We start from the raw sequence: 12,232 nt of genomic DNA, 5'->3' as shown, positions 1-12,232 counted from the left end.
AGCACCGTCATACTGGATAATTTAATTAATTTATCGACATATAGATTTCCAAAAAACTATTTCTCTCCTATAAATTCCTTTAAATTTGTCTTTCATTTTTATGAGATATTTTTTCACCATAGCATATAAAGGAACTAACTACCACGGATGGCAGAAACAGCCAAACGCATTAGGTGTTCAACAAAAAGTAGAAGAAGTATTCTCTACCGTCTTAAATCAAAAAACAGAAATTGTTGGAAGTGGGAGAACAGATAGTGGGGTACATGCTACTGCTCAGGTTTTCCACTTTGATTTATCAGATGAAATTGAAGCTGAGCAATTGCTATATAAAGCCAACAAAATGCTCCCTCATGACGTAGCTTTAAAGCATGTTAATAGAGTTAAGGAAGAATCTCATGCCCGTTTTGATGCTGTTAAAAGGGCTTATCAATATCATATTGTGACAGAGAAAAATCCCTTTGCTATTAATCAAGCCTATTTTTTTACTCAAGAATTGTCTATTGAGAAAATGAATTTGGCTTCAAAAAAGCTTTTGAACTATCAAGATTTTGAGAGCTTTAGCAAAGTGAAAACAGATGTTTATACATTCAATTGTGATATATTTGAAGCCTTTTGGAAACAAGAACAAGAAACTTTGGTTTTCCACATCAAAGCCAATCGATTTTTGCGTGGAATGGTGAGGGCAATAGTAGGTACTTTATTGGATGTAGGGCAAAACAAAATCACAGTAGAAGATTTTGAAATTATTATAAAAACTAAAAACAGAAAATCAGCGGGTAGAGCAGCTCCAGCTCACGGACTTTATTTAACTGAAGTTCTGTATCCTGAGGATATTTATTTATAAAAGCGGGAAGTGAAGAAAGACAATATAAAAAGCGGAAATATCATTGATACCAACGTTCTGAGGCGTTTGTATAAATTCGTGAAGCCCTATCAAGGCCGTTTCTATTTTTTGGTGTTCTTAACCGTAGCTTTAGCTGTTTTAGCTCCAGCAAGGCCTTTCGTTATTCAAAAAGCCATTGATAACCCCATTGCAAATGGTGATTTTCAAGGATTAATCAATATGACCATCATTTTAGTAGGCTTACTAGTGATGCAATCTATTGTTCAATACGGTCATACTTATTTATCAGGTTGGTTGGGTCAATTCATTATTCGTGATATCCGATTGAAGTTATATCGACATCTGCTTAGCTTAAGATTAAAATTTTTCGATAAAACCCCGATAGGCCGCTTGGTTACTAGAAATGTATCCGATGTGGAAACGCTTTCGGATGTTTTTAGTCAAGGACTAGCTGCAATGATAGGTGATATACTTCAAATATTGTTCATTTTAGGGATGATGTTTGCTATGAGTTGGAAATTGACCTTAGTTTCTTTAGCTACTTTGCCATTGCTTTTTCTCAGTACTTATATTTTCAAAGAAAAAGTTAAAGTCGCTTTTAATGAAGTAAGAAATGCAGTTTCTAATTTAAATTCCTTTGTGCAAGAGCATGTAACAGGTATGTCTATCGTACAGATTTTTACTGCTGAAAAGAGAGAATATGATGAATTCAAAAAAATCAACAATGAGCATAAAAAATCGAATATAAGATCCGTTTTATATTATTCCATTTACTTTCCTGTTGCAGAAGTAATTCAAGCAACTGGAATAGGGTTATTGGTTTGGTATGGAGCTAAAGGAGTAGTAAATGAAGCAGAAACAGGGATAACCTTAGGTATGTTGATTGCTTTCATACTTTATATTCAAATGTTTTTTAGACCCATTAGGCTGATAGCAGATCGATTCAATACTTTGCAGATGGGAATTGTTAGTTCATCAAGGATATTGAATTTATTGGATAATGAAGAACATATTCCGAATAATGGTAATTATAAGCCAGAACGTATTAAAGGAAATATCTCTTTTCAGAACGTAGAATTTTCTTATAATGATGAAGAGGTTGTGCTCAAAAACATCTCATTTGATGTTAAAGAAGGTCAATCTGTGGCTTTGGTGGGGGCAACAGGTGCGGGAAAATCCTCAGTAATAAATCTTTTAAGTAGATTCTATGATATTCAGAAAGGTAAAATATCACTTGATGGAAGAGATTTACAAGACTATGATTTATTTGCATTACGCCAAAATATAGGGGTTGTTTTGCAAGATGTGTTCCTTTTCTCAGATACTATCCTTTATAATATCACACTGGGAAATCCGAATATAAGTTTACAACAAGTAAAAGATGCCGCAGAACTTGTAGGGGCAAGAAAGTTCATTGAACGCCTTCCAGGAGGATATGAATATAATGTGATGGAAAGAGGAGCTACCTTGTCAGTTGGCCAGCGTCAATTAATTTCTTTTGTTAGAGCCATGGTTTATAACCCTAAAATTATTGTTTTGGATGAAGCCACTTCCTCAGTTGATACAGAAACAGAGGAATTAATCCAAAACGCCATTGAAAAAATGATGAAGGGCAGAACCAGCATAGTAATTGCACACAGGTTATCCACCATTCAAGAAGCTGACAAAATTATTGTATTGGATAAAGGAGAAATAAAAGAAACTGGCACTCATCAAGAATTACTAGATAAAGGCGGTTTTTATCATCAGCTACATAATATGCAATATAAAGAAATGGCTTCTTAGCCTATAGCTTTTTTTTATCTAAATCTTCGTAATAATCCCTTTCTCTATAAGGGTGTTTTATCCCAAAAGCTGTAATCAAAATAGTTTCAAAAGCTGGACCCAGCCAAATCAATAATATCCCTGTAAACCCTAAAATTATAGATTCATTATATAGAGTATCCATATTTTGAATCCAAAAAAGCAGATGTAAAATACTGGTTATTATTCGTAAGCCAAAAGTCCATTTTTTCCTCCAGGTTATTACGATTAAGGTGTTTTGTAGGAATATAAGTAAGGCAAAAACCAATACATAGTCATTAAAGAACCAATCTAAAAATAGACTTTCAAAAACAGTTCGTTTGGCCTCTTCGCCAAAAAAAGGTTCAAATAAAAATAGCAATTGATATACCCCATAAAACAATAAAACTTGAGCTAAACTAATAGCAAGACCTACAAAAATTCTTTTCTTGAGCATATTTTTCAATAATTAAAGTCAAAAGATACGAAAAGGCAGGAATAAGACAAAGAAAAGAATGATTGATGGGCTTGTATTTAAATTTTAGAAGCCAGAAAACCTACTTCAAGTAGTAGCCGTTTTATAAAATATGGATTCTGAAGAAAAGAAAAATAAAATTAATAACAACAAAACAGCTTCAATCAAAAAGCGAAAAGAACGCTTAGAAAAAAAAGAGGAGCATGAAGAGCAAGAAAGAAATGGCATCATACCAGAAGGTATGGACTTTAAGAAATTTTTAGGCTGTGGGGGATGAAGTAATCCAAATAGCACAAAAAAGGCTTTCCCAATAATGAGAAAGCCTTTTTTGTGTTAAACGAATATCTATTATTTATTTCCGCCAGCTCTAATCATTGCACAACGGAACCCAATTGTTGCTGTTGCAGAATCTTGTTCAATAAACCTTCTGGTACCTGGTGATAGCCAATAAGCAACATCCGCCCAAGATCCTCCTTTATATACTCTAATATTATCATTTATTAAAGAGTTAATAACGTTAGGGTCGTTAGCTCCATTATCGTAATCACTTTGAGGATCTAAACTTCCATCTCTTCTTACAGGGTTTAAATCTTCAAAATCTTGGAAAGATAGTGGACGATATAAATCCCAAACCCATTCATTAACGTTTCCAGCCATATTGTAAAGACCATAATCGTTTGGAGGGTAGTTATAAATGTAATCGGTTACGAATGCACCGTCATTCAATTTACCTGCAATACCACCATAGTCACCACGGCCTCTTTTAAAGTTAGCTAAGAAGTAACCCATTTCTTTTCCGTAAGGATTTCTTAAAGAATGACCATCCCAAGGATAAATTCTTTTATAAAGTTGCACCTCATCCACCCATTGAGTACCAATAAGTGCAGTTGCTGCATATTCCCATTCTGCTTCAGTTGGCAAACGATAGTCCGGTAAAACAACTCCTGTCTCTAAAGGAATTCTACCACCTGATTCTGCTGGAACTTCAATTCCGGCCTCTTCGGCTAATTTATAATTCACCATTACAGATCTCCATTTAGAATATTCTGTGGCTTGCTCCCATGTCACACCTACAACTGGGTGATATCTAAAACCTGGGTATCTCAAGTAATGATCAACATATGGATCGTTATATGCTAATTTCTTAGCCCAAACTGTTGTATCTGGTTTAACTGATTCATAATAATCACGTGAGGAATCTAATTTAACATAATGCAAGAACTCTAGCCAGTGAATGTTAGCCACCTCAGTTTCATCCATATAAAAGGAAGAAACTGTTACAGTTCTTTCAATATTATCTCTTGAATGAATGATGTCTTCTTCAAAGGAACCTAAAACCGTTCTACCTCCCTCAATGTAAACTAAGTTAGGCCCGTCAGGCTGACCGCGAAATTCAGCCACCTGAAAGCCTTCTTCGCTATTATACTCTAAACCTGTTGCCGTACTCAATACTCCCGGCCCTTTGGCTGTCGGGTTGCCACTGCCGCAAGCAAACAATAAAGCAACTGCTGCTACTAGCATGGCATTTTGGATTCTAAACACAAACTTTTTCATAACCTGTTATTGTATTCGTTTAATATACACTGTTTAATTACTTATATATCAATGCAATATATAAATAATTGGTAAATATAAGCTTACCAAACACTAAATTCAACTATTAAAATGAAATTTTAAAGTATTTTAGTACAAATTCGACCAATATGTAATAATTTTAAATCAGTTACAGTAAAACGTCTGTCGGATTTGCTTTATTGCTTCACTCTTCTGTCCAAACTTTAGTGCCTTCTGTACAATTTGTACAAATATCGATTTCATTTCTAGATTTTAAAAGTTTATTTCTAAAATCCTCATATGATTCACCTTTCCAAATAGATTCAAAGTTACTCTGATTTAAATTTCCAAATTGATGTGTGGCGTCTTTATCAAAACAACAAGGCACTACTCTTCCATCCCAAGTTACGACACAACTATGCCACATTTTCCAACACTGATTTAATAATTTATTTTTGATGGCATAAAATCCATTTTGCATAAGTTGGTATCGACTGTATTTCGGATTATCAGGAATTAGGGGTGAGCCGTTTTTATAATCATAAATCTGAGCTGTTTTTAATTTTACCTCATCCACATCTAGCTCTTCCGCCAATTTATATATTTGAGGAATATCTTGCTCATTAGGCTTCACTACTAAAAACTGGAAGATGATATGCGGTGTAGCTGATTTTAACTGTTTCTTCCATTTCACCACATTTCGTGTGCCTTCCAATACTTTTTCCAAACTACCCCCAATTCTATATGATTCATAAGTTTCTTGAGTCGCCCCATCAATGGATATAATTAGCCGATCCAAACCACTCTCTACTGTTTTTTTGGCAATTTCATCATCCAAAAAATGTGCATTGGTGGAAGTAGCTGTATAAATATTATGCTTGGAAGCAATTTTGACCAAATCCAAAAAGTTCTTATTAACATAAGGCTCTCCCTGAAAATAAAATAGCATATAAATTAAATGCTCTTTTAATTGTAACAACATATTTTCAAAGGTATCTTCCTTTAGCATACCAACAGGTCGGGAGAAAGATCTCAAACCACTTGGGCATTCTGGGCATCGTAAATTACAAGAAGTTGTGGGCTCAATGGCGATTGAAATTGGCTTACCCTTTATTTTGGAAAAACCAGCATTTTTGGATTGATGATAGCTCCACCACAATGAAAAGGTATTCATTGCTTTTTTAAATGTTATCTTTTTCAGTAGATTAAGGCTATCTTTAAAATGCATATTTCAATGATGTTGCATATTGCAAAAACGAACTTAATAAATCCCCATGAACTTTAAAGCAATAATTCGATTAATTCCCTGGATAATTGTGCTAGTCCTTTTGGTCTTTCTCTGGCTACGAAGGTTAGGAAATTTCACTACCCCAGAGCGTACTCAAATTGAGAGCACCTTAGTACTACAAGAAATCGAAAAATTGGGGAAGTTAGAACTTGTGAAATACAACTATAAGGAAGTAGTTGAGATGGAGAATGTAGCCAAACGATATCTGGATTTAGGCTATTTTTATATTCCTGGTGGGCAGGATCAAAAGGCGATTTTGATTGCGCAAGGAGAGGCAGTTGCTTGCATTGATTTACAGAAAATTAAAAAAGAAGATATCGAATTAAAGCAAGATACTTTGATTGTAAACCTACCACAGCCCGAAATTTGCTATTATAAAGTGAATCTGGAAAACAGTAAATTTTATGATTTGAAAACTAGTAAAGACCAAAAGAAGGCTGGCGAATTTGTAGATGAGGTTTATGCTAAAGCAGAATCACAAATTAAGGAAGCCGCTCTACAATCAGGCATATTGGCAGATGCCAAAACGATGAGTAATAGCGTTTTAAAACCTTTTTTAGAAAATATTACTGGGGTAACCGTCATTTTGAAATTTTCAGAAAAACCAGATGCTATTCGATTTGAATTGGATTAGGGCTTTTAAAAAGAGGAAAGTTTGAAGGGTAAAATAAGGTTAATGCCCAAGATCAGGCCAGTAAAAAAAATGAGAGTAAGATTGAATTAAAATGGAAATAGAATAGTGAACTTAATTGCCATAATTCGAAATTGGCTTTTTTTACTAACTATGATAAGCATTAGATTAAATAATATAATAAAGAATCCTGTTTTATTAAGAATTGTTAAATTTATAGTATGAAAACACTCAATGAAATAAAAGATATACTACAGGAACAAAAGCAAAAACTACTGAGAAGCTATCCTATAAAATCAATGGCTATTTTTGGCTCTTATTCAAGAGAAGATCAAAATGAAAATAGCGATTTAGATATATTAGTTGAATTTGATGGGAAAATCGGTGTTAAATTTATCGATCTGGCAGATGAATTAGAAAAAGCAGTTGGGTTTAAAGTCGATTTAGTTTCAAAAAACGGAATAAAGCCAAAATATCTAAATGCTATTAAACAGGAATTAAAATATGTCTAAAATATGTCTAAAAGAGATGTAGATTTATTGTTAGGAGATATGCTTCAATCGGCATATAAAATAAAGAAATATACTGAAAACCTTAATTTCCAATCATTTGAAAATGATGATAAGACAATAGATGCTGTTGTAAGGAATTTTGAAATAATTGGCGAGGCTTCCAATAGAATAGATCCAGACTTTAAATTAAATAATCCAGAAATTGAATGGAACAGATTAAGAGGTTTTCGAAATAGAATTGTTCATGAATATTTTGGAGTTGATAATGAAATCATTTGGGATATAATTCAATACTATTTAGATGAACTTATTCATTGGCTTGAAATGATAATTAAAAAATAATGGGCAGAGGCAGCCCTGCCTCTGCAATAAAAATCACCTCTCCAAAAACTCTCCCAACAACGATCCTCCTTCTTTTCTGGAATTTTTACTGTATGGTGCTATAGCCTGTATCAATTTTCTAATCGGCATAGATTGCAACCAAACTTTTCCTGTACCTCTTAAAGTAGCTAAAAATATTCCTTCCCCACCAAAAAGCATAGATTTAATTCCTCCACTGGTTTGGATGTCAAAATCTAAAGAAGATTCATAGGCTACTACGCAGCCAGTATCTACTTTTAAAGTTTCATTATTCAATTGTTTTTCTATTACAGTCCCTCCTGCATGCACAAAAGCTAAACCATTTCCTGATAATTTCTGTAAAATGAAACCTTCCCCGCCTAACAATCCAGATCCTATTTTTTTGTTTAAAGTGATGGAAACTTTAGTTCCTTTGGCCGCACATAAAAAGCCATCCTTTTGCACGATGACCTCATTATTGTAATGATTCTTTAAATCGAGTGCAATGACGGTCCCTGGGTACGGGCCTGCAAAAGCAACATGAGCTTTTCCCTGACCTTGATGGGTAAAATGGGTCATAAATAATGACTCTCCAGTAAAAATCCGGCTCCCTGCAGACATTAATTTTCCTAAAAAGCCTTCATTGGGATTAGAACCATCTCCCATTTTGGTGTCAAAATGTATGGAATCATCCATATAAACCATGGCTCCCGCTTCAGCTATTACGGTTTCTTGTGGGTCTAACTCAATTTCAACTAATTGAACCCCATCTCCTAAAATTTTGTAATCTACTTCGTGTGATTGTGAATGCATAATTTTAAAGTTTATGAAGCTAAAATAGTAAATTATTCATAAACTAATTCCAATTGCACTCTTCTGTTTTTTGCTCTGCCCACTTTTGTTTCATTAGTGGTTAATGGTTCATTTTCTCCTTTGGCCACTAGCTTGATTTTATTCTTAGGAACACCATTTTTGTATAAGATAACTCCAATTTCTTTTGCCCGCTTATAGGAAAGTTTCATATTATACTCTTCTGTTCCTACATCATCTGTATGTCCTGTTAGTTTTACTTTAACCCTTTCATTTTGCCTTAAAATCTCGGTCATATCCCGAATATAACTTTCATCTTCTTTACTCAGATTGATATCATCAAAATCAAACTGAAAATTATAAGTTAGGTTTTCCAATTCATGTGGAAGATAAGTAATCACTCCGGCTGATGTTTTTACTTTTATAGCATCTTTTTCTTCCTCTTGCTCGGGCTGATTTTCTAATAAGTCATCGGATTCTTTATCTTTAGTATTGTCATCTTGCTCCTCCTCAATATCGTTTTCATCTTTTTCTTTAGGGTCAGAATTGAATCTAAATTTACTTTTTCGTTTTGGTCTTTTTAATCTTTTAATGGATAACATTACTTCAAAAGTGCCACTATTACTGATATTGTTTTTCAGGATATTGATATCAAAACTACCGCCCAAAGCGAAATTCCCTGATTCATAAACTGCTCCAAGCATTATATTATTTGTAGTGGAATATCTCAACATTGTTTTGATAGATTCTGTTCTCATATTACCAATCGCATAACTGAAAGAGGGCCAGAAACGACTTCCGTTATTGAACCATTATGCCTTATAAATAAATCTTGTTTAATATGCCATTGATAATTTTCCATTAAAGTGGCGGAAGCAGTCAACATCGATAAAAATGGCAGCTTATTAACATTGCTTTCATAAAAAGAGTCTTCTGGTCTATTTAAATTATTTAATGAGTAGCCTGCGGAAAAAAGTGTTTTACCATATCGATCTACCTTATGCCACAAAAGTCCAAAAGCAAATGAAAAATAATTTTTGTTAATAACCCCTTGGCCTTCTCCACTAGGCAGATTAGTATCAAATCCAAAGTATTCCACATATTGACTCCCAGTTGTTAATTGCTGTGTGTTTAGCGATTTACTTTGGAAGCTTGTGTTCAGCCCAATTGACATCTCTGAATATTTTTTAAGCGGGACATTAATTGCATAGGATGTACTGACTTGATTAAAAGTATAAATGTCATTTCCATTGCTTTGGTCATTCATCAAGGAAATTGAAAGCCCTGACCATCTTCTCTCCTCATTAAAAAACGGCTGTTTAAATTCCGCATAGGAAGTCATAAAGCTAATATCATCATAAGCCGACTGATTCCTGAATAAGAAAACACCGCTTTGATAATCATCGGAAGAGGCAAAAGCAGGATTCACTCTATTAGGTGTATAATTATACAAAGCGTGCATAAAATTTTGCCCATACAAGTTCCCTGCTATTATACCTAAACATAATGTTATAAGTGCTTTCTTCATGATGGATTATTTACTCAATAAGACCTTCCCTTTTTGTTTTCCGTTGAGTTGAATTGGTTCTCCGTCATTATATTTCCCCCTAACTTGCCAATAGTAAATGCCCGCTTCTGCTTTATTGCCTGATTTGGTTCCATCCCAGCCCCTATTTCTCATTAATTCAGGATCATTTGTCTTGAAAACAATATTTCCTTCTCTGTCATAAATTATGAATTCAAATTCAGCTACATCTATCAGACCAAATATTTTTAATCGGTCATTTCTGGAATCACCATTGGGCGTGAATAATTCTGGAATAAAGGCCTCTTGAATCACTTTGACCTCCACTGTATCATAAGAAACGCATCCATAAGCAGAGATTCCTTTTACAGTAAACTTAGTAGTACTTTCTGGCGAGGCAACTGGGTTTGAAATTCTATGCTGGCTCAAGTATTGAGTTGGAGACCATTCATATTCAACCGCTCCTTCAGCTTTTAATTGAACACTTCCTCCCCTTTTTATTTCTGTAGTATTGTTGGTAATTTTAACCTGGCTTTCATCAAAGCTGACCGAAAATTGCCCCTCAATTAAACAGCTATTAAAATATGCCTCATAAGATATTTGATCATTAGCTTCATTAAGAATACTAGTTGAAAATTCATTGGAAATAAAACCTGAATTTGCAGAATACCATTTCACACTATCTGCCTCTTCAGAAAAATCTAAAGCTAGCTCACCAGCTTCACACAACACCACATTTTCAAATTCAAAATCTGATTCCTCTATAATTTGAATAACATAGCTCTGATAGCTATTACAGTCTACAAATTCTACATCTTTGGCATATATAATATCTTCTTCTGATACTTCAATGCTTAGGGTATCAGTTGTTCCTAAAAACCCATCTTTTTCTGAATACCAATGTCGCATGGTGGAAGAATCTCCTATTGTTAGCGTTTTACCAACACAGGTCTTGATGAGGTTTTCAGTTATCGATTCACAGATTTCAAATTTACCGCAAGCCATATAGCGCCCACCACATTCAGGCGGGCATAATCCCGAGATTACTTTACTTGTTAATGAATTATCAATAGGCTGAATACCATAACTGTAAGTACCAGTAGAGAGACTATCAAATTTCAGTTCGTTTCCATAGTAGTTATTGCCTCGCATAGTCTTGAGCCTATTGGAAGTATTAATATCAAAATTAGGTGCTAAGAAATCTGTGTTGTAAGTGTTCTGACCTATAAAAATATCATAAGTTATATTTTCAGCTGCGGTATGATCATCATCCGAATTATCCCAAACAATAGTCACTCCTTTTCCAGTTTGAAAGGCAATATGAAAGTTAGGAACATAAGGCGGGAGGTTTTCTTCGAGTGTTTGGTTTTCCCAATAATAGATGATTGTTCCTGCAGTATCTGCTTCTGAGATAGTAGTCATATCTAATTTGCCATCTCTATTTTGATCATAGAAATTAAAAGTTTGCATATCGAAATCTTCGATAATTTCATACTCTTGACCTCCTGATTCCAACTGGTAAATTATAGCAGATTTTGCACTGTCTTTTATAAAAATATCAGTCAATCCATCCGCATTAAAATCGGCTAAAAAGCTCTTTTCAGCTTCGAAAGCAGAAAAATCTAGTGAGATTTGATTTTCAAAATCGGCACTATCATTTACAAAAACTGCTGGTTGAGCACTTTCATTATTGATTGTGTATGTAGAGAAAAAATCCATCTTTCCATCATGATTAAAGTCGCCCAAAGCGATGCTTTTATAATTGGCTATGGGAAGTTTTGACTCTTTTACTTCTATGGAATCTTTATGGTTCAAGAAAATCAAAGGCCTAATTGGTGAGTTGGATTCGTTTGAAGTAGCTAATATATCCATTCTTCCATTTAGATTAATATCCAAAAAGTTGACTTGAGATTGCTTGGGTAATTTCATTAAAGTCTCGGCTTCTGGAATGAAACCGTTTGCGCTATTTTTCAAGACTGACAGTTCTAAAGAATCTGCTAAAGTTTTCAATAGCATAATATCTTTTAAGCCATCTTTATTCCAATCCTGAATATAGAATTGCTTGATATCATCAACCTGCGCTTTAAAACCAGATTCAAAACCTTGTTGATTTTGATATAGAACATTGAGATGTATTTGGTTCAAACTGTCTCTTATAAAACCAATAATATCCAATTGATTATTATTGTCCATATCCTCAATTTCAATTGGAAAAGTGGTGAATACTGAAGTCGAAAGTGTGTCTTCATTTAAAGTTTCCCAATTAAAGGAAATTAAGGTCGTACTGTCCTTTCCTATATCCGATTGCAAAATCAACTCATGACTCCTATTATTATCAATATCTAGCCAAAAAGAGTTGGTTACTGATTCAATTGATAATTGAGCAGAATCCACTTTTTGCAAGTTTTGAGCAGAAACTAAGCCCATTTGTATATAAAAAGAGGCATAAATTAAGATTGATAGCTTTTTCAT

General features: G+C 34.0%; 13 protein-coding genes. 6 read left to right on the top strand and 7 right to left on the bottom strand.

Translation table 11 applies throughout. The annotated features are described in order from the left end of the window. Positions 1-100 precede the first annotated feature (100 nt). The gene (truA, locus tag ABWH96_RS01575) at positions 101-844 is read left to right on the top strand and encodes a tRNA pseudouridine(38-40) synthase TruA (RefSeq protein WP_375579796.1); all 744 of its coding nucleotides are present in this window, start codon (positions 101-103) and stop codon (positions 842-844) included. Positions 845-853: 9 nt separating this feature from the next. After that, positions 854-2,629 (top strand): ABC transporter ATP-binding protein, encoded by a 1,776-nt coding sequence (locus tag ABWH96_RS01570; RefSeq protein ID WP_375579795.1) that lies wholly within the window; start codon positions 854-856, stop codon positions 2,627-2,629. 1 nt (position 2,630) lies between these two features. Here the strand turns inward: ABWH96_RS01570 and ABWH96_RS01565 are convergent, their stop codons facing one another. Beyond that, complete coding sequence (locus tag ABWH96_RS01565; RefSeq protein WP_375579794.1) at positions 2,631-3,083, bottom strand: hypothetical protein; 453 nt, start codon at positions 3,081-3,083, stop codon at positions 2,631-2,633. Between the two features lie 130 nt (positions 3,084-3,213). On the opposite strand from ABWH96_RS01565, the gene ABWH96_RS01560 reads away from it, so the two are divergent. After that, entirely contained in the window at positions 3,214-3,378 is a 165-nt protein-coding gene (locus ABWH96_RS01560) for a hypothetical protein (protein WP_375579793.1), read from the top strand. 71 nt (positions 3,379-3,449) lie between these two features. Here the strand turns inward: ABWH96_RS01560 and gldJ are convergent, their stop codons facing one another. Together gldJ and ABWH96_RS01550 are read right to left on the bottom strand one after the other, a co-directional pair. Continuing rightward, a complete protein-coding gene (gldJ, locus tag ABWH96_RS01555) occupies positions 3,450-4,655 on the bottom strand; it encodes a gliding motility lipoprotein GldJ (RefSeq protein ID WP_375579792.1) in 1,206 nt (401 codons plus the stop codon). A gap of 205 nt (positions 4,656-4,860) precedes the next feature. Next, positions 4,861-5,883 carry a radical SAM/SPASM domain-containing protein gene (locus ABWH96_RS01550; RefSeq protein WP_375579791.1) on the bottom strand — a complete coding sequence of 341 codons (1,023 nt, stop codon included), beginning with the start codon at positions 5,881-5,883 and terminating at the stop codon, positions 4,861-4,863. A gap of 46 nt (positions 5,884-5,929) precedes the next feature. Between ABWH96_RS01550 and ABWH96_RS01545 the strand changes: the two genes are divergently transcribed. The 3 genes from ABWH96_RS01545 (at position 5,930) to ABWH96_RS01535 (ending at position 7,428) form a co-directional block, all read left to right on the top strand. Then, positions 5,930-6,577 carry a DUF4230 domain-containing protein gene (locus ABWH96_RS01545; protein ID WP_375579790.1) on the top strand — a complete coding sequence of 216 codons (648 nt, stop codon included), beginning with the start codon at positions 5,930-5,932 and terminating at the stop codon, positions 6,575-6,577. Positions 6,578-6,795: 218 nt separating this feature from the next. After that, the gene (locus ABWH96_RS01540) at positions 6,796-7,086 is read left to right on the top strand and encodes a nucleotidyltransferase family protein (protein ID WP_375579789.1); all 291 of its coding nucleotides are present in this window, start codon (positions 6,796-6,798) and stop codon (positions 7,084-7,086) included. Between the two features lie 3 nt (positions 7,087-7,089). Further along, on the top strand, positions 7,090-7,428 hold the full coding sequence (locus ABWH96_RS01535; RefSeq protein ID WP_375579788.1) for a DUF86 domain-containing protein: 339 nt from the start codon (positions 7,090-7,092) through the stop codon (positions 7,426-7,428). 33 nt (positions 7,429-7,461) lie between these two features. On the opposite strand, the gene ABWH96_RS01530 is transcribed toward ABWH96_RS01535, so the two are convergent. The 4 genes from ABWH96_RS01530 to ABWH96_RS01515 are packed head-to-tail and all read right to left on the bottom strand — an operon-like array spanning position 7,462 to position 12,232. Then, complete coding sequence (locus tag ABWH96_RS01530) at positions 7,462-8,238, bottom strand: TIGR00266 family protein (RefSeq protein WP_375579787.1); 777 nt, start codon at positions 8,236-8,238, stop codon at positions 7,462-7,464. Positions 8,239-8,270: 32 nt separating this feature from the next. Continuing rightward, entirely contained in the window at positions 8,271-8,993 is a 723-nt protein-coding gene (locus ABWH96_RS01525; protein ID WP_375579786.1) for an OmpA family protein, read from the bottom strand. Beyond that, positions 8,990-9,763: a PorP/SprF family type IX secretion system membrane protein gene (locus ABWH96_RS01520; RefSeq protein ID WP_375579785.1), complete on the bottom strand. Its 774-nt coding sequence runs from the start codon at positions 9,761-9,763 to the stop codon at positions 8,990-8,992. Before ABWH96_RS01520 ends, ABWH96_RS01525 begins: the two co-directional genes overlap by 4 nt. 6 nt (positions 9,764-9,769) lie before the next feature. Further along, positions 9,770-12,232 (bottom strand): gliding motility-associated C-terminal domain-containing protein, encoded by a 2,463-nt coding sequence (locus ABWH96_RS01515; RefSeq protein ID WP_375579784.1) that lies wholly within the window; start codon positions 12,230-12,232, stop codon positions 9,770-9,772.

The organism is Marivirga tractuosa (assembly GCF_042140215.1).
Lineage (GTDB): Bacteria > Bacteroidota > Bacteroidia > Cytophagales > Cyclobacteriaceae > Marivirga > Marivirga tractuosa_A.
Note: the sequence above shows the minus strand (reverse complement) of the source record. Positions and strands in the feature narration are given on the sequence as shown.

Excerpts from the sequence above, each read along its gene's own strand:
- ABWH96_RS01550 (WP_375579791.1), bottom strand. The coding sequence starts at position 5,883 with ATGCATTTTAAAGATAGCCTTAATCTACTGAAAAAGATAACATTTAAA.
- ABWH96_RS01545 (WP_375579790.1), top strand. The coding sequence starts at position 5,930 with ATGAACTTTAAAGCAATAATTCGATTAATTCCCTGGATAATTGTGCTA.
- ABWH96_RS01515 (WP_375579784.1), bottom strand. The coding sequence starts at position 12,232 with ATGAAAAAGCTATCAATCTTAATTTATGCCTCTTTTTATATACAAATG.
- ABWH96_RS01560 (WP_375579793.1), top strand. The coding sequence starts at position 3,214 with ATGGATTCTGAAGAAAAGAAAAATAAAATTAATAACAACAAAACAGCT.
- ABWH96_RS01535 (WP_375579788.1), top strand. The coding sequence starts at position 7,090 with ATGTCTAAAAGAGATGTAGATTTATTGTTAGGAGATATGCTTCAATCG.
- ABWH96_RS01520 (WP_375579785.1), bottom strand. The coding sequence starts at position 9,763 with ATGAAGAAAGCACTTATAACATTATGTTTAGGTATAATAGCAGGGAAC.
- truA (WP_375579796.1), top strand. The coding sequence starts at position 101 with ATGAGATATTTTTTCACCATAGCATATAAAGGAACTAACTACCACGGA.
- ABWH96_RS01540 (WP_375579789.1), top strand. The coding sequence starts at position 6,796 with ATGAAAACACTCAATGAAATAAAAGATATACTACAGGAACAAAAGCAA.
- gldJ (WP_375579792.1), bottom strand. The coding sequence starts at position 4,655 with ATGAAAAAGTTTGTGTTTAGAATCCAAAATGCCATGCTAGTAGCAGCA.
- ABWH96_RS01525 (WP_375579786.1), bottom strand. The coding sequence starts at position 8,993 with ATGAGAACAGAATCTATCAAAACAATGTTGAGATATTCCACTACAAAT.
- ABWH96_RS01530 (WP_375579787.1), bottom strand. The coding sequence starts at position 8,238 with ATGCATTCACAATCACACGAAGTAGATTACAAAATTTTAGGAGATGGG.
- ABWH96_RS01565 (WP_375579794.1), bottom strand. The coding sequence starts at position 3,083 with ATGCTCAAGAAAAGAATTTTTGTAGGTCTTGCTATTAGTTTAGCTCAA.